Source organism: Microcoleus sp. BM001215392 (assembly GCF_036700185.1).
GTDB lineage: Bacteria > Cyanobacteriota > Cyanobacteriia > Cyanobacteriales > Microcoleaceae > Microcoleus.
The window spans coordinates 1-20074 of record NZ_JAUBOJ010000085.1; the positions used below are offsets into that span (position 1 = coordinate 1).

The window sequence follows — 20074 nt, forward strand, 5'->3', positions numbered from 1 at the left end:
AATTATCTGCGTTTATCTGTGTTTATCTGTCAGACATCTGCGGTTTCTGTATCGAAAAGAAGACTTATGCAATCTTGTCTATTTATCGTTCCGAACAAAAAACTCGTAAAAACCGGGTTTCTAGCCGCTCATACGGGGGGGTCTGAAACTCTCTGAAGTGTTGTGACGTAGGGGCCAACGATCGAATTTTATTGTGGGAGTTCCCGGAGGAAATAATATCACCAATCTTATCCCTTCTGATTAGTAAGTGGCAACTCCACAATCAATTCAGTTCCTTCGCCAACCTGACTGACGCACCGAATCCGGCCGCCGTGAGCTTGTACAATTACCTGATAGCACACCGAAAGCCCTAAGCCCGTACCTTTTCCCACAGGTTTAGTCGTAAAAAACGGATCGAAAATCTTGTCTTGAATGTCCGCCGGAATGCCATTTCCCGTATCGCGGACAGAGATTGTTACCCAGTCCGGCTCGCTTTGCCAACTGCGGATGGTTAATTCTCCCGGTTTGTCGGCTGAGTCGATCGCATCTAAAGCATTGTCAATTAAATTATAAAATACTTGGTTGATTTGACCTGCATGACATTTGATTCGTGGCAAATTTCCGTATTGTTTGTCAATTTTAATATGTTTTTTCAGCTTATTTTGCAGCATCAATAAACTGCTTTCCAAACCTTCATGCAAATCGACAGCTTTAAATTCAGCGTGGTCTAAACGAGAAAAACTTCGCAGCGTCGTGACGATCGAGCGAATTCTACCGCTGCCTTCCCGCATCGAATTGAGCAGTTTACCAAAGTCTTCTCGAATGTAATCCAGTTCTAATTCTTCATTGATTCTGACAATTGCTTCCGCTGCTTCGGGACAGGCTGTTCCCGAAATTTGCAGAGCTTCATTCAAAACTTTAAAATATTCTTGAGCGTGAAACAAGTTAGCGTGGATAAAATTGTTGGCGTTGTTAATTTCGTGAGCAATTCCGGCCACCATTTGTCCCAATCCAGACATTTTTTCGGTTTGAATCAATTGCTGTTGAGTCGATCGCAATTCTTGCATGGCGGCTTGCAATTGCTGGGTTTGAGCCTGAGATTTGACCGCAGCTTCTCGGACTTTGCTGTAAAGTTCTGCTTGTTGAATGGCGATCGCCATTTGATCGGCTAGCTGCGACAGCAACTCCATTTCTTGCTGCTGCCAGTTCCGCGTATCGTGGCACTCGTGAGCAATCAACAAACCCCAGAGTTTACCGGGAAATTTGAAATGAGAACTTGTGTCTGTAGAAACTGAATTTTGTTCGCTTCTGGAGGTAACAATTGGTACGATCAGATTAGCTTTTACTTGCAAACTGTCTAAGAAATCAACGTGACAAGACTCTAAACCTGCATTAAAAATATCATTAATTGCTTTCACTCGCCCTTGCTGGTAAAGATCGGCATAATCTCCCCTAAAACACTTATCTGCCCCCATATCTCCTAAAATAGAAGGCCAAGGAATCGTCATATCTTCAACGACAACTTTTCCTTGCCAGTTGTCTTCAAATTGGTAGATAATTACTCGATCGCACTGCAACACTTGCCGGACTTCCCTCACCGCTGTTTGCAGGATAGTTCCCAGATCCAGGGTACTGCGAATTTGGTTGCCGATCAGGCGCAACAGCGATTCTCGTTCGGCTTGATGGCGGGTTTTGCTGTAGAGTTTGGCTTGATTGATCGCGATCGCCAGTTGCGATGCTACCCCTTCTAAAAGTTGCCGTTCCCAATGAGTCCATTCCCGTTCGCGATCGCACTGATGCAAACCAATTATCCCATTCACTTCACCTTGATAGCGAGTAGCAACAGCCAGCATTGACTGAATTTCCAAAGCCTCGGCAATTTTTCGAGTTTGTGCGTTCAACCCGGGAAAATCGAGAAACTTCGTCACTGCTAGGGACTCTTGCGCAGCCACCACTGCTGTCAAATGCGGATTGTCAGACATCGGTACTTTCATCCCCAATTGGATCGGATAATCCCCCGCGTTATACTCTCCACGGGTGACTAAAGTTTTTTCTGTATTAGATTCTTTAACTAAAATACTCGCGCGGCTGCACTGTAGCGCTTGCCCCAGCAACCGGCAAGCCGATGTTAAAATCTGTTCAATATCAAGGGTGCTGCGAATTTCGTTATTAATTTCGTTCAGCAACTGTGATAGCTGAACTTGCTGCTGCATTTGCACGATTAGGGCTTTTTGTTGGTCTATTTCCGGCAGCGAAAGACTTTCTTCCAGCCTCCAATTTTCAGGTTCACGCAACCCGGAATTAGCTCTGGGCGAGGTATTTTTTTGTTGGTGTATCTTTAAAGACATATTTACTCAGTTATTTTGCAGTATTTTGATAGAGTCTGGTTGTTTCGATCTGTGCTTACCCCGCCAAGAACCCGATCGCAGTTACCAGCGCTTTGGGAATCTTAATACATTATAAAGGATGCAGCCTGAGCATAGCAATTATTTGGTTTACAAATATTTATAAATATAAATTATCCACTCTGTAACCGACCATACTAATTAGGCACGCACCATTAAAGTTGGTCAGATGTCAATTAGAGTTACCCGCTAGGTTAAGCGGATAAAATTAATCTAAAATCTATCTTTAGTTCAATGTTAGCGCTCGCGCTCGATCGACAGACATGGAAAACCCAATTGGCGATAATTTTCGCCCGCCAGCTTGCACTGACAACGTTACACCTGGATTGACAGGTAAAGGTGAGATGAAAATAGGTTTAGCGATCGGCAATTCGCGACTGCACTGGGCACTATTTGCGGGCAAAACTCTGGATAAAACATGGGATACAGAGCATCTCAAAGCTGATGCTGTTTCCCAACTCTCCAAGGCAGAAAAAGCCGAATATCTGGTGCAAACAGTCATGAGGTCGATCGACCAAATATCTGCTAGCCATCTCCCTGATGTTCGTGCTACTCCCACTGTTTCTCATCCTCACATACCTTCTTTAATGCCACTACCTCTAGTTTTGGCATCAGTTGTTCCTCAGCAAACAGCAATCTGGCAGAGTTATCCTGAAGTTCAAATTATTACCTTAGACCAGTTGCCGATCGGCGGGCTCTATCCAACCCTGGGAATTGATAGAGCTTTGGCTTTACTGGGTGCTGGCAACCAATTTGGTTGGCCAGTTTTACTTATAGATGCTGGTACAGCTCTAACATTTACTGGGGCTAATGTCAATAGGTATCTAGTTGGGGGCGCCATCTTACCGGGTTTGGGTTTACAGTTGTCGTCCCTGGGAAAAAGAACTGGTCAATTACCCTCAGTCAGCTTACCAGAAAATTTGCCGCATCGCTGGGCTACGGATACTGTGGGTGCAATTCAAAGCGGAGTTGTGTATGCGGTGGTGGCAGCAGTTAAGGATTTTATTGAACATTGGTTGCATTTGTTTCCTAATAGCAAAATTGCCGTCACTGGGGGCGATGGAACTTTGCTATTGCAATACCTCACCGCTATATTTCCCGATACGGCTTGCTCCATAATTGACGCACCACAAGCCCTTTTTTGGGGAATCATACAATTTTAAATTTGAGATTATTCGATTTTATTCGACTGCGCTGGCTGACAATTAGCGAGGGAATAATTTTGAGGTTTGAGATTGAAAAATTACTAATTACTAATTCTATAAGTCTTGAAAATAGGTGCCTGCTGTTGGATTATTTTTGTACTTGGTAAGCCGCGCTCTATTTAATATCAATTACGTCAATCCGAGGAATCATTCATCACTCTTCTTTCTCTCTGTGTCAAGAGCGTCAACAGCGGTTAAATCACCTGACGGTACAACCGAAATTGATATAACTCGCCTGTTTGGAACCAGCTAGGATCGATCGATATCCCAAAATACTTGCATTGATTGTTGACGCACAATTTAAATGTAAAATAGCTGATTAGTGGGTGGAATTTTGAGTGTTACCAATTATCCCTAAATAACAACGATCGTGGAAGTGAGAATGGCAAGACAATAACAGTTGCGCGCGGACGCCCGGTTGCCAGAAATCGGTTTTTTCGTATCAGGGCGAGGAACCGAGAATTTTTACAAAAGACTCGGTTTCTTTGGATAAGTCCTCAACAAAAAATCAGGAGCGATCGGCAATGACTAATATCCTGTCCGGTCGATTACCGTAACAAAAATAGCGCCTGCGTGTTCCCGAAAGTTGGCAGCAAGTGAGCGGACTTGCCTGGGCACGCGCGAACCCATCGCGAGTGCGGTTAATCGATCGGACTTGATATAATTACGAATTGGTGAATTACCCGACGCTCATGCTACGCATAGAGCGCGGGCTTCCAACTTCAACGGGAGAAACCTCTGAGTTGGTGGATTTTTTACGTCCAGAACCTTTTGGATTTACACTCCCTCGATTGGCAGTAGCGCTGATTCCCAACGCCAATAATCGCAAGCCTTCATTTCTGATGTTGATTGCTGCATTCACGTCCCGGTCATGCCTCTGACCGCAGTGAGAGCAGTCAAACGCACGCACAGAGAGAGCCATTTTCGGGATTTGCAGCAGCGTGTTTGAGCAGAGGTGAGACGACGGGAAGAACCGGTCTACTTCGAGATAAGTCTTCCCGTCAAACTCCGCTTTGTACTTCAACATCGTGCAGAACTTACCCCAGCCAGCATCGCTGATGGCTTTCGCGAGGGTGTGATTCTTCACCATGTTTTTGACTGCCAGATTTTCCACCACCACAACTTGGTTTTCGTTGACTAGCTTGCGAGATAGTTTGTGGAGAAAATCTTCTCTGACTCGTGTGATTTTGCTGTGTACCTTGGCAACCATTCTCCGCGCCGCTTCACGAGTATTGCTGCCTTTCACTTTCCGAGACAGCTTTTGCTGTTTGCGTTTTAGGTTCTTGGCGTGTTTCTTGAGGTGTTTAGGATTGCGGAACTTGGAGCCGTCTGACGTGACAACAAAATCAATTAGTCCCAAATCAATGCCAACCGCTTTTCCCTCACTCGTGATTTCAGGTTTAGCAATGCCATCATCCATGAGTAGAGAGGCATAGTAGCGCCCGTCTGGGGTCTTAGAAACCGTTACCGTTTTGAGCTTGCTATCGGGCAATTCTCGGTGAATCTTGGCTTTCACAATCCCCAAATTACCGGGAAACTTAATCGATGCCTCACCTTTAATCTGGACATTGGCGGGGTACTGCACCGATTGACGGTCAAACTTGCTTTTGAACGTGGGATATTTCGCCCGTCCTTCAAAGAAGTTTTGGAACGCCTGAGAGAGATTCAGAATCGACTGTTGAAGACATTGAGAGTAAGTCTCTTTCAGCCATTCAAATTCTTTCTTCAGTTCCGGTATCCGTTTCTTCATGTCATAAGCCGATACGCCTTTACCCGTCTCTTTGTACGTCTGGGACATCACAAAAAGCGATTGATTCCACAGCCATCGAGTTGCGCCAAAGTCTTTGGACAACTGGATAGCCTGCTCGTCAGTTGGATAAATTCGTACCTTTGTGGCTGTTAACATACCGCTATTTTAGCATAAATTAAGATTGTTGATAAGTATACTGCGTGGTGAGTTGTGAGAGTGTGGCGCTTCCTCATCGAACCCAAGCCCTCGTATAGCTTCGCTCTTACTTTGGTTAAGGGGTCAATTCGTTACCGCCCTGGCTTTCATCCCGACGCTCACGGATTGTACAGGTAAAGCGCGGGGCTTCCCGCCGAATTTGCTAATTCCCAATTCCCCATGACCAATCCCCGATTCATTTAGCAAATTCGCGAATGTACTTAGCAACCAGCTCCGGGACTTCCTGCGGCAAATTGCTTTTTCCGGGACTGATTGATTGCAGTTCGGCATTAGGAGCCAGAGCAGCATAGGATTGACAAAGAGACAAAGCTGCGAGGCTATCTTCGGCACCGTGCAACACCAAAACAGGCGCTTTGAGCAAAGGCAAATTCTCATCAACTAACTCGGCTGTAATTTCCGCCCGCCGTCGCCCCAATAGCAACTGCACCGCAACTGGGGACTGCATCAACTGCTGTCTGAACTCGAACAGTCGATCGATTTTGTTTTTGGCGCCCAACAGTTTAGCAATGGGATAGATCGATCGCAACAACCAATAAGCCAGCGGAGGTTTAGCAATCAGCCACCTAGCAGTCTGCCACCGCGCCCGTCGGTGACCGACCTGGACGCCTTCAGGGGCTAACAATACCAAGCCCTGAACTCGATCGGGATATTTGATCGCGTAGCTGGCGGCAACCCAGCCACCTACAGAGTGGGCGATTAAATAAACCTGTCGCAGCTTCAAAGTATCCAGGTATTGGGCGAGACATTCTACTTCCAGGTCGATCGAATAATGAACGTTCGGGCGTTCCGAGTCTCCAAACCCCAATAAATCCGGTGCAAAGCATTGGTAGTTGGAATTCAAAAGTTCGATCGTCCTGAGCCACTGAGTACCGTCGTTCCAAGAACCGTGCAAAAATACTAAACTTGGGCCTTGACCGATTTCGCGCCAAAAGATTTGCCCTACAGAGAGTTTGATCCGAGAATTGCGTAGCTGTGAGTACATCCGTTTAAATATTCAGCAATAAAAAGATGATTAATTTAATGTTCAGAACTTGTCAATTAAAGCATGGAAAAATTAACCATTAATTTCACATTTAGTAACTAGAAACTTTTGGCTTCGCCCAAAAACGGATACTTGCTTTCCGACTGGAGTCGAGGATAATTCCCAATTTCCGACTAAGGTTGAAGTTCCCAGATTGCGTCTTTGAAGTCAATCTCAAATCAAAAATGTAAAATCTCAAATCGACGCTTTGGCGACCTAATTCCCGATTTGGCTCAAATTTGGACGACAATTTAAGCCAAAGTTGTCAGACCTTGAAAATAGTCCTGCAAGTGCTGGTCGTTATCGTGGCTGAGCGGGCCCTGCGGCATCGCGGCGGGCAAAAAAGCCTCCACCTCGCTGATTTCTAGCCGATCCTGAACTTGCATATTGCCCTGCACCTCTGCGGCCACTACGATACAAATCGAGTGCAGTCGAGGGTCTCGATCGGCAGCCGAATAAACGCCCACCAAGCGCTGAATTTTGACTAAATCGAGTCCTGTTTCCTCTGCCAACTCCCGCCGCACTGTCGTCGGAATATCTTCTCCCCAATCCACCATACCTCCTGGCAATCCCCAACGACCGTTGTCGCGGCGGCGAATCAGGACAATACGCCCGTCAGGTAATACCGGAATCACCGCGGTACCAGTGACGGGATGGCGAAAAATCAGCCCCAGCACAGTTTGTACAATTTGCCACAATCTAAGCATTTAACTCAAAAACTTGTGAAAGAGAGAGGAAACTAATTTCAGGTCTGCGAGTTCTCAGCTTGCACAGTCAGAATTTTGAATTTTTCATTCAGCCCAGACATCTAGCAAGCCTGCTAAAATCTGCGCTGCGTGAGATTCTGGTTTGATGCAAGCGATAAATCTTTTCAATCCTACCATCAGGGGCGATCGCTCTTGGATAGATCGAGTGATGCCTTTCAGTTGACCGCTTGAGGGCTCGCCCTGAGCTTCGACTACGCGGAAGCTGAGCGTAGCCGAAGGGTTGACAGTTGAGGGCGACCTCTACTTAGGGCTTGCTGAATAAAAGTTGAAAGCCGACCAGATAAGGGGTTCAAGCTTTATTCAGCTCTACAAAGGGTGCAAGTTATAGGATTATAGAGGCTCAAAACCCTTGCACCTTGGTTGTTTGTCTCTGGCTTGCATTTGAGAATTTAGCAATAAACTTACTATTTTTCAAGCTGTGTAGCCTCGTTTTTCCACTAGGTACACTTTTGTGCAATCCCTACCTAAAAGTCCGAGGATTGGAGTAATGAATTGTCTGATTTTAATTGATCCCGATCGGGCGCGAGGGCTTTAAACCAATTCTTTCTGGTAAATTCTCGATCCATATTTTTTTGGCGCCTGCAACACCCGCAGCCACCTGCGATGTTGCCACCCGAGGCTGACTGCATTGCCCGCAGCCTCAATCCCCCGAAGCCAGGATCTGCCTTCGGGCGATTGAGGATAATTTGTCATCTGGTAAAATTCGAGCAAAAGCTGCTCAAATCTGATATAATTTACCACTGCATCTAAAACAACTCGCTCTAAGCGCCGGTCAAAAGTGGCCATCCCGCACTGGAAATCCCCAAGCGATCGGCGATCGCTAGCATCGAACCCGATGAAGTTCGGGAACGACCAGTCGGCGCGAGCGAATCAAACTTGTGCAACAAGATACAATTTGAATGTCAATGGTTTGCCAAAAACTCAGCCTCAATGGCTGAGAGAGCGAGCCGCGGTTCACTGACAGCGCCTTTAAGAATCAAATTTTTTGCGGATTTATCCCGAAAAAAAGTTTATCCTTAAGAATCCCCTCAACGAAAGTTTGGGGAATGTCAATGTTTATTAGTGAGGTCATAATGGCTAAGCGCCGCAATCTCAAGAAAGAGAAGGCACAACGAAATCAAGCATACGCTCGCAAGTTTCGCAAGCGGAGAAATCAAGATATGTTCTCCAACAAGAGAAGACGATTTGACGGCGGCAACGGCGGCGGCATGGGCGCCATGAGCGGCGGCGGACGGGACAAAGATATGGCTGCTGCTGAAGAGTAACTGAGTCAGGCTATCTGCCTCCGTGAGAACCACAGTGGACAACACGATCGTTCTAAGGAGAGATAGCCAGCCTGAATTTGTCGGAAAATTTAACGGTGTTTAGGCGATCCGATCGCGCGCAGCAATCAGTGATTTTTTCACTTGTTCAAATCCGGTACCCCCGTAACTATTGCGAGCCGCCACCACTTGCTGAGGTGCGATCGCGCTGTAAATGTCTGTATCAAAAGCTGGGTGCAAGTCTTTCCACTCCTCAAGTGTCAAATCTTTGAGGAGTTTGCCCCCCGACAGGCAAGTTTTAACCACTTTGCCCACGAGGTTGTAAGCTTCCCGGAAGGGAACGCCTTTAGCAGCCAAATAGTCTGCTACGTCTGTGGCGTTAGAAAAGTCTTCGGTAACCGCCGCGGCGAGGCGATCGCTGTTAAACGCGATTCCTTCCCGCAGCAAAATCGTCATTGCTTCCAAGCAACCCTGTACTGTTTTGACGCTATCGAACAAAGTTTCTTTATCTTCTTGCAAATCCTTGTTGTAGGCCAAAGGCAGTCCCTTCACTACTACCAGTAAGGCTTGCAAGTTACCGAACACCCGCCCCGTCTTGCCCCGCACCAACTCCGGCACGTCGGGATTTTTTTTCTGGGGCATGATGCTAGAACCTGTAGCGCAGCTATCTTTGAGCGTAATAAATCCAAATTCGTGAGAAGACCACAAAATCATTTCTTCTGACAAACGGCTCAGGTGTACCATAATCAAGCTGCTGGCTGCCAGAAATTCGATCGCAAAATCTCGATCGCTCACTCCATCTAAGCTATTAGCATAAACCTTCTCAAACTCCAGGAGTTCTGCGGTATAATGTCGGTCTATCGGGAAAGTCGTCCCAGCCAGCGCCCCGCAACCCAAAGGCGAAACATTCACCCGCTTCGATATTTCCCCGAGGCGTTCCCAATCGCGATCGGTCATTTCAAAATAAGCTAACAGGTAATGAGCCAAACTAATCGGCTGAGCGCGCTGCAAGTGCGTGTAACCTGGGATTAAAGTTTCAACGTTAAGCTCGGCAATTTCCAGCAACACCTCTTGAAATTCCCGCAATTGCTCGCGTATTTCCGCGATGCGATCGCGCAAATACAAGCGAGTATCCGTGCCTGCTTGGTCGTTGCGCGATCTTGCCGTGTGCAGCTTTTTCCCTGCATCCCCCACCAGATCTGTCAGCCGCTTCTCTACAGCGAAGTGAACGTCTTCTGCATCTACTCCGGGAACAAACATACCTTGGCGGTATTCGCGACGAATTTGTTCTAAACCATTGACTAACTGCTCGCCTTCTGCTTCTGAAATAATCCCAGTTTTGGCGAGCATTTTAGCATGAGCGACAGAACCCGTCAAGTCATACTCGATCAATTCCATATCGAAGCCGATACTAGCATTAAATCGGGCGATCGCCGGGTGCAGCGCCGATTCAAATCTTTGACTCCAAGTTTTCTGTTGTGTGGTCATTGCTGAAAGTAAAACTAAATTATATCTCTCTTGCAGAAGTCTATAAAAACCGGTTCGCAGCATCGGACTTGAGTCCTCCGGTTTACAGCATCGGGCTTGAGTCCTGCGCTTTTTATACCTGTATTGACCGCTAAAAAACTGAAGTCCTGACTACAAAATTATTAATATTTTACTGCATCAGAAAGAACTGAAGTCCTGACACGGAACTTTTTAACTATCTTCCTGATGCCCCTGGGCCGAAAAATCTAAGGCATAATCCCTTTAATGAACCAGCCGATAAATATACCTATAACAAAAGCTCCTATTTGACCAGTCGAAACAAAATTATTCCAAGCTTTCTGAAAATTCGTAAAAATGTCGTAGCTTTGACCCAAAACCACAGTCGAACTCAAATGAGATTTGACAACTAACAAATTAACGACATCATGCCAATGAATCGAATTGGTAAATCCAGCAATAATTTCTGGCATTAAATTAACTATCATGGTGATTGTCTCCTGTTGAAAGTGTTACCCTAAGCACGACAAGTGTCATGTCATCTTCATTGCGGTTGCCGATGCCGATAAACTGGTGCACCCGATCGAACAAATAATCCAAAATTTCCTCAGACTGCTGATAATTTTGACAAGCCCACTGAAAAGCCGCCGTCAAATTATCCTCATCAAAGCGATCGCCCCTTTGATTAGCAGCATCAGTAAATCCGTCGGTGTAATAAATAATAGTATCTCCCGGCTGCAATTGCACCTGAGCTTCTTGGTAGTGCGAATCGGCATCCAAGCCAATTAACATTCCCTCCAAAGTATCGAGGCGGACGATCGAATTAGTTGCAGCTTGCCACAGCAAAGGCGGGTGGTGAGCAGCATTGCTGTAGGACAAAACGCGAGTTTTCGGGTCGTACTCCGAATAAAACAAAGTCACAAAACGGTGGGAGTTCTCCAAATCCGCGTGCATTACCCGGTTTAAATGTTGCAAAATTCTCGCAGGCGAGTGGCGGTTCAAAACCTCCGCCCGCAGCATACCCCGTGTCATCGTCATCAGCAGGCCTGCCGGTACGCCTTTGCCCATCACGTCGCCGATCACGATGCTCCAGCGACCCTTGTCGATTTTGGACTTGAGATTTTTTATTAGGGATGGGGGGTTTTCCCCCTCATCTTCCTTGCCGATCGGGTCATAGTCAGCAGGAATAAAATCATAATAATCGCCACCAACCCTGCTAGCGGTTTGGCAGCGGGCGGCCACATCAAGACCGGGAATTTTTGGACAACTGCGGGGTTGCAGCCGCAGTTGAATTTCTGCCCCGATTTCTAACTCTCTGTCCAAGCGTTCTTTTTCAGCCAACTTAGCAGTAAGTTCGTCCTTGCAGATAGCAACAGCAGTTTGATCTGCCACCAACCGAACTAATTTCTGCCTTCCCGGAGTCCAGATATATTGTGGGTCGCTGCTAAAAACATAAAGCCGTCCGCGTTCCAAATTCTTGACTAAAATTGGCGCGCCAAACAAATGAACATCCGGGCCCAAATAACGACCCACTTGCGAGTCGAGACTTGAAGTTTGATCCGAGGTTTCGGAAAAAGATTCGCCAGCCGCCGCGCCCGCACCTGCTGTAGCTTGCCTGGTGGCTATTTCCAGCGCTTTGCGCATATCTTGACACTGCCGTCCTTCCTGACAGTGCAACTGCTGGAACCGAACTTGACCGTTGGGTTTGAAGAGCACAAGAGCTCCCCCGTCGGCGTCGGTAACGCGAGTTGCTACCAAAGGCACCAACTCCAAAAATTGGTTGAGATTGTTAAAACTGCGCAGCGCAAACGAGAGCGAACCCAACATATCTTGAACGTTGTGCTGGTATCGGTGCAAGCGCGCCACCAGTTCTTTGAGGGCAAATACTGGCGTCGCGTCGGTAGAATTGCGACCCGCAGGGCGGTCAGCAGGTTGAGGTGAGGGGCGAGGCAAAGGCACAGCAGTCATTTTTGTGTGATTTTCGATCTGAGACGGAAGATGATTGATTGAGGAATTACGCGCCACCTGACCAGAAACCCGGTTTTTTTCTAGCAAGTAGGTTGGGCAGTAGGGAATTGCTATCAACTTCAGTCTGAAATCCTGAATAAATCTCGTTTATAGCCTCTTGCCCGATCGCCCTCGCACCCCCCTTTTAGGGGGGACTTTGACCCTTTCGGGTTCCCCTTTTTTAAGGGGGGCTAGGGGCGATCGGGAAGACTGTGCAATCAGATAGCAGACTGATACTACATTCGCAGTTAAAGTTGACATCAATGGATCGGGTTTCGACGATCGCAAGCAAGCAATAACTGAACGAAGGTATTGTTTCTAGATTTTGAGTTTTGACTCGATCGCGGGCGTGGGCGCACAAGTCCTGCGATGGTAGCTCAAGGTTAAGGATTTAGGATTTTGAAGCTCTGTATCAATCTCAAAAAATCTGGACAGCTACAGATACCTCATCAATCTAAAATTTCAAATCTAAAATCTAAAATCGAGTAGGGCTTCCACAAATTCGTAACTAGAAAACGGGCGCAAATCTTCGATGCTTTCCCCGACTCCAATAAACCGGATCGGCAGACCTAATTGCTGCACTACTGCTAGGGCAACACCACCTTTAGCAGAACCATCGAGTTTTGTCAATACTACTCCGCTTAATTTGGCAGATTCTGCGAACACTTCTGCCTGTCGCAAACCATTTTGACCTAGCGTGGCATCCAATACCAGTAGAGATTCTACGGTAGCGTCAGGGGCTTTCTTATCTACAATGCGACGGATTTTACTGAGTTCGTCCATCAGATTTTTTTTGTTTTGCAGGCGGCCTGCGGTGTCTACGATCAAAAGTTCTGTGCTTCGGGCGTTGGCGGCGGCGATCGCATCAAACACGACAGCAGCAGGATCTGTATTTTTCCCCTCATTGGCAATAATTTCGACGCCGCTGCGGGAACCCCAAACTTTGACTTGTTCGACGGCGGCGGCGCGGAAAGTGTCGGCGGCCGCAATCAGGGTTTTGTAGCCGGATTTTTGGGCGATGTGGGCTAGTTTGCCGATCGTCGTAGTTTTGCCCGCACCGTTGACTCCGACAATTAACCAGATGTTAAAGGTGTCTTTTTCCGGGGCAAAAGTCAGGCTGTAGGCGGGATTGCCGGCGGCTGTTTCGGCTGTCGGAGCGTCGAGAATGTCGCGCAGGATGCTTTTGAGAAAGGCTAGAGCTTGTTCTGGCGGCAAGACTTCTTGTTTGAGTTTTTCTTGGAGGCGGCTAATAATGATGTCGGTGGCTGCGACTCCGACATCGGCTTGTAGGAGCAAAGTCTCAATTTCGGCTACTGCATCTTGATTGAGCGGGCCTTGACCGACGATCGCCTTTAGTCGATTAATTAAGCTGCGGCGAGTTCTTTCTAAACCTTTGCGCAGTTTTTGCAACCAACTGATTTCCTCTGCGGATACTTGATCTGGGCGGCGGCCTTGACTAGCTAGGATTTCCGATGACCAAAGGAAGCCTTCGTCAAAGGCAAAACCGGGAATTTCTTCGATTATTGCGGCTCTTTCGGCGGCCTTGGCGATGACTTCTGGTTCTTCTAGGGCGGTTTCCTTGAGGCGTTCGATGCGATCCATGCGATCGGCCTGAGCTCGGGCCCAAAACGGCAGGGCTTCGGCTGCGGAGTCCTCAGAGGCGATCGATTCTGTGTCTGCCAGCTCAGTTGCAGGTTGGGCAATTGCTATATTTTCTGCTGTAACTTCTAATTTTTGAGCAACCAGCGGCTGCTCTACCGACTCGGCTGTTTGTGGCAGAGGTTCGGGAATCTCTACCGGGTTAGCTGCATCTATTTCTTGACCTTCGGTAGATTCATCCTGCTGTGCTGCTGCAACTTCTGCAACTTCTGCAACAGTTGGTACGGCTGCTGCAACTTCTACAACTGCTGTTTCGGCTGCTGTCTGGGCAACTTCTGTTTCAGGTTTTTGCTGTTTTTGAATATTTTTGTAAGCAGCTTTGGCCCAATTGAGATAATCCTCAGCTACAGCGGGGGAAGTTTGCTCAACTGCTGCATCTGTTTGAGGCTCAACCGGTGCGGATTGTGCCGCCTCATCTTGGGGCCCTTCGGGGGGAGTTTCTGGTTCAGAAGATCCGCTTTCGCTATACTGGCGACGAAACCAATTAAAAACCATAGAAGTAAATGGGGAATAGAGAATAGTTATTAGTCATTAGTCCTCAGTCCCTAGTGTAGAGCGGATTGTGGATTGCCAATCACTAATGACTAATGACTGCTGGCGGCAGGACTACTGACTGACAACTTCTGCATTGATTTTATCGACGACTCGGCGGAGGACTCCGTTGATAAACCGATGTCCATCGTCGCCGCTGTAACGTTTGGCGAGTTGGACGGCTTCGCTGACGCTGACTTGTTCGGCTAAACCGAGATAGAGGATTTCGGCGATCGCGATTCTCATGATATCTCGATCGATCCGGGCAAGCCGATCGATTTGCCAGTCTACGAGGGCTTCGGAGAGCAATTCGTCGATTTGAACGCGATTGGCGCTGACTTTCGTCAAGATTTGCAAAGCATAACTGCGGACATCTTGCTGGTTAGCAAGCTGAAGCAGTTCTGGAAACTCCATCGATGAACCGAGACGGTTAATCGCCGTTTGGGTGAGTTCGAGTGCTTCGCGCACCATCGCTCTAGCACTTTGTATATCAGCAGCACGGATTTCGCTAGCCAGGAGTTTGTCGCTACCTCGCTGTACTTCCGATGCTGCTGCTTCTAGGGATTCTTGAACTTCTGTAGTCAGGGTGCGGATGGCTGCGAGGAGAACATCTTGGAGTTTCTTGGCTTCTAAGAGTTCTGGATTAGTCGGGAGTTGGCTGATGCCGAGGAGTGCGAGTTCGCGTGCTGTTTCGCGTGCTTTTTTCATATTTTTTAGATAGGAATTGGGATTTTAGGAATTTCGGAATTTTTGAGATTGCGGGCCTGCTGGTTCAGGCTTGGATGCAAATCGCGCCCAAAAACAGATGTTGCGATTGCTTCGCCTCTGCGGGCTGGCGATCGCAGCAATAGGTCGATCGGTCTGAGACGTTGGTTGAAAGCATAGACTTGGACTTTAGCAGAAAACCTCGCAAAAAACCTGCCCTCAGTCACTATTGTTTGTGGGCAGGTTTTTGACAAATATTATCGGTTACTGGGAAAGTTTAGTGCTGGTGTGTCTTGATTTAATCTTCTTCCACCGGGACAGGCTGGTATCTTGATTCGGATCTCAAAGGTTCGAGTGTTTTCCCCGGGAGAGTGTCGGCGGTGAGTGGAACCGAGTTGCTGGGGTTGACGATGCCGCCGGAGATCACTACTTTAAAGGCATCTTCGATCGACATTGACAAATTTACGACATCTGCTTCCGGGACTATAGCGTACCATCCGGTGGTGGGGTTGGGTGTAGTGGGAATGAAAATGCCGATCGGGCTTTCGCCGGAAAGATGAGACGGAATGTCGTTACTCTCGATCGTACCGGTCACAAATGCTAAAGTCCAGATTCCGCGGCGCGGATACTCTACCAAAACCACCCGGCGAAATTTGTCATTAGATTTGAGGATTGTTCCCAGCAGTTGTTTGAGAGTTTTGTAAACCGAACCAGCTAGGGGAATTGCCTGCAGGAGGCGTTCGCCAAAGTCTAGCAGCCACTTCCCGAAGATGTTGCGGGCCATCAAACCAATGACTAAAATGCTCAGCAGGGGTACAGCCAGCCCTACTAAGAGATTTAGCAGGTTGACCAAAATCGGGTGGAGTCCGTCAAAAGGATTAATCTGTTTGGGAATTTTGGTAAGAAAATTGATCACCCAACTGGCGACGGTAATTGTCAGCCAGATGGTGGTAGCTAAGGGTATCACTACCAGCAGACCTGCGATCAGGTCGTTTTTTAAGTCTTGTTTAATGCGTTGGAGCACGGCGGTTCAAATCTCCTCGTAACTGGTTGCAATCACCTGAATAAACCTGAGAATAAAGCAACTGCACGGGCTTTACTGGAATTGACCATTTTGGATCGTCTTCTCTGCTGCCAAACCCTACGCTTGCCGAGCGCGGAAGAGTTAGGGATGGGCGGTGCTGTATCTATATTTTAAAGAATTATTGCAGGCAAAGCGCCTGACTTTAATATATGCGGGCTGTGCAACAGCTCACCCTATTGTATATTTTAAGACATTTTAGCTCGGAATCAACCAATCAGATCGCTGTGTTGAGGCGGCGGGAGTCGCGGTGTTTATTGTAGAGTGCTTTTGGGCTGCTTCCACAATTGATGAATTTTTAGGATGGGGCGGGCTAGAACAATGCCAGTGGTGATTGTATCGCGATCGCGCCCGCTTCCATCGGACAATCTCTTTTTTGATAACTTGTCAGAAGTGCGATCGAGAAAGGTGAGAGATTTTAGATTAAATGTTTCTCAAATGCCAGCTACTTCTTAAACTATTTGACTCCCCTAAAAAATGGATGCCGTGCCACGTATAATCCTGATTGGAAGGGCACAAAAATTTACACCAAAGTTCACAATCCCAAATTCAATTCTGCAAGTAAATCTCCAATCTCAAATCTCAAATTGGTTGACTATTCTTTGAAAGACCGTAAAATATAGTTAAATTTATATCCGATCGCGCAAATCTCGCCAAAAATAGCTTATGTTGAATACAGCCGGACTGTTTGAAGCAAAACCTCTTCAGGGAAATATTGCGGGTGTTGTAGCAGAAATACCAGACTTATTTGGCAGTAAGTTCGTTAGCGAAGCCCTCGTAGAGGATCGCCTAAATCGATTGACCCAAATTGCGATCGGGGATACGAATGTTTTATTTGATACCAGCTATGGTTTGACTCAAACATCCGATTTGGTTGCCGGTGCGACTGGTAGTGCGATCCTCTACGAGGGCTTCGCTAACGACCTTTTTGACCCAATCACCGACTTCCGGCTCCCGCACTCACCAGACGACAATCTTAAATTCGATCGCAGTCTAACATCCCAGACCGATATCTCCACCCAAGTTCAGAGAGACGAACTTACAGGGATGGATTTTGCTGTGGGTGATGCTGTTGGTGAGCCAGGGCGATCGCAATCCCGAACTCCTGCGCGATTACCTTCAGAAAAATTGGCTTTCAATTTCCCAAATTATACCATCGACCACCAAGGTTTAAACACCCTCAATATCAAAATTGGTTGCGGCTTAAAACCCGGAATTACCAAAAATGAATATCCCGATTTTGTGCCAATCTACAAAAGTATTGATAACTTCCTAGTTAACTACCCCAACGAAACCGACACCTGGGAAAATATTAACAAAAATCTCAGTCAAAAAGTGCTAGACGAAAATCCGGCACTGACCGATGTTACCATCCAACTCGAAGTTTTGCCAACGAACAGATTGCCCTACGAACGAGCAACTACAGTTTTCCGCAGTCGTATCGGTCAACTCAAAGAAAATGGCAACTTTTCCTTGAAAGACTACGCAATTAATCACCAAGGATTGAACAAGATCAATCTCGATGTTGATTACCAGTACAAACCGGGGATTCCTCCAAACGAATATCCCGATTTCCTGTCAATTCTCAAGAGCATTGATAACTTTTTAACCAAGTATCCCAATGAGACAGACTTTTGGGAAATTGTCAATAAAAACTTGACTCAAAATATCCTCAATGAAAATTCTTGCTTGGTAGCAATCAAGATCGATTTGAACATTTTGCCAAGCCAAACATTACCCTATAACCGCACCAGCAAAGTTACTCGCACTCAACCCAGCAATCCTCAAGGAACTTTCATCGTTGGCAATACCAAAAGCAATAATGTGCTGCGGTTTGACGGCAAGACGGGCAATCTTCTAGGCGAATTTATACCAGCGGGAAGCGGCGGTTTGTCTAGTCCAGATACAATTCTTTTTGGCCCAGATGGCAACGGCGACGGTCAGCCGGACATTTACATTGCCAGTGGCGACAAGCCAGGAAATTCCGGACAACCGACAGCATCTGCCGTATTGCGATATGACGGAGTTAGTGGTGGATTTATTGACAAGTTTGTCGGCGACAATCCGAATACTACTGCTGATGAAAGTGGCGGATTGTCTCGTCCTTACGGTTTAGCTTTTGGCCCAGACGGTAATTTTTATGTCAGCAGTTTTTTGACTGATAAAATCCTTAGATACAATGGCAAAACAGGACAATTTATTGATGTATTTGCAACGGGGAATCAGCAAGCGGGAGGATTGAATGGGCCGAACAATTTACTGTTTGCTCCTGACGGCAATTTGTACGTGACAACGCAGGGGAGTGTTGCTCGTGACGGCAAAGCTGATTTTAGCGCAGGTTTCGCCAGTCAGGTGCTGGTTTACAACCCGCAAAATGGGCAGTCAAGTATCTTTGCTTCCCCCGATCCTTCGCCTCGGAGTCAGGGATTTGTGAGTCTTTTGGGCATGGCAATCGGGCCCGCTGACGGCGACCTTTATGTGAGCGATTTTGCTAACGATATCAGGCGCTATAATTTAAAAAGTGGGGAGTTGGTTAAGGTTTTATCTACTAATTATACTGATACTTCCCCCAGTAGCAATTATCTAGGTGCTTTGGCATTTTCGCCGATCGGCAATTTGTTTGCCATTGGCTTTGACAACCGCGCCAATGCTAACAATGTTGGTGCGGTTTTGCGGTACAATGGCAAGACTAACGAACCGCTGCCAATATCGAGCAATGCTTTGTCGAGTAACGGTTCTATTTTTGTTCCTCCCGACAGCAAGCTACAGCGTCCGGTAGGAATTGCTTTCTTTCCTTCCGATGGTAAGCTGACCCAGAAGTGGAATTTTACAGCGGCAAATTACCCAATTAACCATCAAGGGTTAAACAACTTAAATTTTGCTGTAAATTATCAGTACAAAGAGGGTATTCAAAATTATCAGTATCCCGATTATGTGCCGATTTACAAAAGCATAGACAATTTTTTAGTTAACTATCCTAACGAAACTGATTTTTGGGAAATTGTTAACAAAAATTTGACCGAAAAAGTGCTTGCCGAAAATCCAACAATTTCTTCTGTGACTGTTGATTTGGATGTTTTGCCGGCGAACCAATTGCCTTACGATCGCAGCAGTACCGTTACTCGCACTACAGATGGTAAATTAGGCGAAGCGTGGGATTTCAAGATTCCTAATTATTCGATCGCTCACCAGGGTTTGAATAACCTGAACATTGATGTTAAGTATCAGTACAAGGCAGGAATTACGCAGGCTGAATATCCCGACTTTGTGCCGATTTACAAAAGCATAGACAATTTTTTGGTTGATTATCCAAATGAAACCGATTTCTGGGAGCTTATGAATAAGAATTTGACGCAAAAGCTGTTGGCCGAAAATCCGGCTTTGGATTCGCTGGAAATTAGTATCGAGGTTTTGCCGACTAACCGATTGCCTTACGAACGAGCTAGTATTGTGTCGCTGGCTTAGTGTCTAATTTAATACGGTTAACTTAACGTTTTTTGACTGACGAATTTTACCTCGCGATTATATAGGCAATACAGGCATTATTTGCCAGTCAGATTGTTCTTAAGTTAACCCTATTTACCTATAATTGAATTTTTTGTGGACAATTATTGACAGCGAATACATTCCTTGCTAAGGTGGTGTATGATTTAGTAAGTTACGTAGAAACTGACTTTTTTTGAATCCAGAACAAACGCATTTAAATTGTCTGTTGTGGTCAAAAAAATAATTGTTTGAACAAGCTGGCTTGATGAATTAAAGCGAGTTTGCAAAAATCTATCTTGGGATAGATGGATATGTTTCAGGCAGTCGATATGAAGCAGTCTGGGCCATACATGGGTCAAAAACCCGGTTTCTGGGTTAAGATCGATCGCTCATAGGATTTGAAATATGAGATTTGAGATGGGTCATGACTTATTCTGTATGGGTTTCCAGCTTGCCTAAAGTGCATCTGGTGCAAGGCAAATATATCCGTAGGGGCGAAGCATGACCGCATTCAA

16 protein-coding genes are annotated in these 20074 nt (G+C 46.5%); 4 read left to right on the forward strand and 12 right to left on the reverse strand.

The features are described from left to right. Window positions 1-227: 227 nt before the first annotated feature. On the reverse strand, window positions 228-2327 hold the full coding sequence (locus tag QT974_RS12070; protein ID WP_333468720.1) for a GAF domain-containing sensor histidine kinase: 2100 nt from the start codon (window positions 2325-2327) through the stop codon (window positions 228-230). A gap of 320 nt (window positions 2328-2647) precedes the next feature. On the opposite strand from QT974_RS12070, the gene QT974_RS12075 reads away from it, so the two are divergent. After that, window positions 2648-3547 (forward strand): pantothenate kinase, encoded by a 900-nt coding sequence (locus tag QT974_RS12075; RefSeq protein WP_333468721.1) that lies wholly within the window; start codon window positions 2648-2650, stop codon window positions 3545-3547. A gap of 721 nt (window positions 3548-4268) precedes the next feature. On the opposite strand, the gene QT974_RS12080 is transcribed toward QT974_RS12075, so the two are convergent. From QT974_RS12080 to QT974_RS12095, 4 genes are all read right to left on the reverse strand, one after another. Continuing rightward, on the reverse strand, window positions 4269-5495 hold the full coding sequence (locus QT974_RS12080) for an RNA-guided endonuclease InsQ/TnpB family protein (RefSeq protein WP_333468722.1): 1227 nt from the start codon (window positions 5493-5495) through the stop codon (window positions 4269-4271). 235 nt (window positions 5496-5730) lie between these two features. Beyond that, window positions 5731-6537 (reverse strand): alpha/beta fold hydrolase, encoded by an 807-nt coding sequence (locus tag QT974_RS12085; protein ID WP_333468723.1) that lies wholly within the window; start codon window positions 6535-6537, stop codon window positions 5731-5733. Between the two features lie 290 nt (window positions 6538-6827). Then, the gene (locus tag QT974_RS12090) at window positions 6828-7283 is read right to left on the reverse strand and encodes an NUDIX hydrolase (RefSeq protein ID WP_333468724.1); all 456 of its coding nucleotides are present in this window, start codon (window positions 7281-7283) and stop codon (window positions 6828-6830) included. Between the two features lie 591 nt (window positions 7284-7874). Continuing rightward, a complete protein-coding gene (locus tag QT974_RS12095; protein WP_333468725.1) occupies window positions 7875-8129 on the reverse strand; it encodes a hypothetical protein in 255 nt (84 codons plus the stop codon). 287 nt (window positions 8130-8416) lie between these two features. Between QT974_RS12095 and QT974_RS12100 the strand changes: the two genes are divergently transcribed. Then, on the forward strand, window positions 8417-8608 hold the full coding sequence (locus QT974_RS12100; protein ID WP_194066729.1) for a hypothetical protein: 192 nt from the start codon (window positions 8417-8419) through the stop codon (window positions 8606-8608). Window positions 8609-8707: 99 nt separating this feature from the next. Here the strand turns inward: QT974_RS12100 and argH are convergent, their stop codons facing one another. From argH to QT974_RS12135, 7 genes are all read right to left on the reverse strand, one after another. Beyond that, window positions 8708-10093: an argininosuccinate lyase gene (argH, locus tag QT974_RS12105; protein WP_333468726.1), complete on the reverse strand. Its 1386-nt coding sequence runs from the start codon at window positions 10091-10093 to the stop codon at window positions 8708-8710. A gap of 245 nt (window positions 10094-10338) precedes the next feature. Next, complete coding sequence (locus tag QT974_RS12110; RefSeq protein ID WP_333468727.1) at window positions 10339-10578, reverse strand: hypothetical protein; 240 nt, start codon at window positions 10576-10578, stop codon at window positions 10339-10341. Further along, a complete protein-coding gene (locus QT974_RS12115) occupies window positions 10568-12058 on the reverse strand; it encodes a PP2C family protein-serine/threonine phosphatase (RefSeq protein WP_333468728.1) in 1491 nt (496 codons plus the stop codon). The genes QT974_RS12110 and QT974_RS12115 overlap by 11 nt, the downstream gene beginning before the upstream one ends. 507 nt (window positions 12059-12565) lie before the next feature. Then, window positions 12566-14251, reverse strand: a complete 1686-nt coding sequence (gene ftsY / locus QT974_RS12120; RefSeq protein ID WP_333468729.1) for a signal recognition particle-docking protein FtsY — start codon at window positions 14249-14251, stop codon at window positions 12566-12568. A gap of 111 nt (window positions 14252-14362) precedes the next feature. After that, window positions 14363-14995, reverse strand: a complete 633-nt coding sequence (gene nusB / locus QT974_RS12125; protein WP_333468730.1) for a transcription antitermination factor NusB — start codon at window positions 14993-14995, stop codon at window positions 14363-14365. 5 nt (window positions 14996-15000) lie between these two features. Then, window positions 15001-15219 (reverse strand): hypothetical protein, encoded by a 219-nt coding sequence (locus tag QT974_RS12130; protein ID WP_333468731.1) that lies wholly within the window; start codon window positions 15217-15219, stop codon window positions 15001-15003. Window positions 15220-15290: 71 nt separating this feature from the next. Continuing rightward, a complete protein-coding gene (locus QT974_RS12135; RefSeq protein ID WP_333468732.1) occupies window positions 15291-16016 on the reverse strand; it encodes a DUF502 domain-containing protein in 726 nt (241 codons plus the stop codon). Between the two features lie 378 nt (window positions 16017-16394). Between QT974_RS12135 and QT974_RS12140 the strand changes: the two genes are divergently transcribed. Next, window positions 16395-16529, forward strand: coding sequence for a hypothetical protein (locus QT974_RS12140; protein ID WP_333468733.1), 135 nt, complete (start codon window positions 16395-16397; stop codon window positions 16527-16529). A 210-nt stretch (window positions 16530-16739) separates the two neighbouring features. Further along, window positions 16740-19538 (forward strand): Vgb family protein, encoded by a 2799-nt coding sequence (locus QT974_RS12145; protein WP_333468734.1) that lies wholly within the window; start codon window positions 16740-16742, stop codon window positions 19536-19538. Window positions 19539-20074: the final 536 nt, after the last annotated feature.

Coding starts and splice junctions, on each gene's coding strand:
- argH (WP_333468726.1), bottom strand. CDS start 10,093: ATGACCACACAACAGAAAACTTGGAGTCAAAGATTTGAATCGGCGCTG.
- QT974_RS12080 (WP_333468722.1), bottom strand. CDS start 5,495: ATGTTAACAGCCACAAAGGTACGAATTTATCCAACTGACGAGCAGGCT.
- nusB (WP_333468730.1), bottom strand. CDS start 14,995: ATGAAAAAAGCACGCGAAACAGCACGCGAACTCGCACTCCTCGGCATC.
- ftsY (WP_333468729.1), bottom strand. CDS start 14,251: ATGGTTTTTAATTGGTTTCGTCGCCAGTATAGCGAAAGCGGATCTTCT.
- QT974_RS12140 (WP_333468733.1), top strand. CDS start 16,395: ATGCCAGTGGTGATTGTATCGCGATCGCGCCCGCTTCCATCGGACAAT.
- QT974_RS12070 (WP_333468720.1), bottom strand. CDS start 2,327: ATGTCTTTAAAGATACACCAACAAAAAAATACCTCGCCCAGAGCTAAT.
- QT974_RS12090 (WP_333468724.1), bottom strand. CDS start 7,283: ATGCTTAGATTGTGGCAAATTGTACAAACTGTGCTGGGGCTGATTTTT.
- QT974_RS12115 (WP_333468728.1), bottom strand. CDS start 12,058: ATGACTGCTGTGCCTTTGCCTCGCCCCTCACCTCAACCTGCTGACCGC.
- QT974_RS12145 (WP_333468734.1), top strand. CDS start 16,740: ATGTTGAATACAGCCGGACTGTTTGAAGCAAAACCTCTTCAGGGAAAT.
- QT974_RS12075 (WP_333468721.1), top strand. CDS start 2,648: ATGGAAAACCCAATTGGCGATAATTTTCGCCCGCCAGCTTGCACTGAC.
- QT974_RS12085 (WP_333468723.1), bottom strand. CDS start 6,537: ATGTACTCACAGCTACGCAATTCTCGGATCAAACTCTCTGTAGGGCAA.
- QT974_RS12100 (WP_194066729.1), top strand. CDS start 8,417: ATGGCTAAGCGCCGCAATCTCAAGAAAGAGAAGGCACAACGAAATCAA.
- QT974_RS12095 (WP_333468725.1), bottom strand. CDS start 8,129: ATGGCCACTTTTGACCGGCGCTTAGAGCGAGTTGTTTTAGATGCAGTG.
- QT974_RS12110 (WP_333468727.1), bottom strand. CDS start 10,578: ATGATAGTTAATTTAATGCCAGAAATTATTGCTGGATTTACCAATTCG.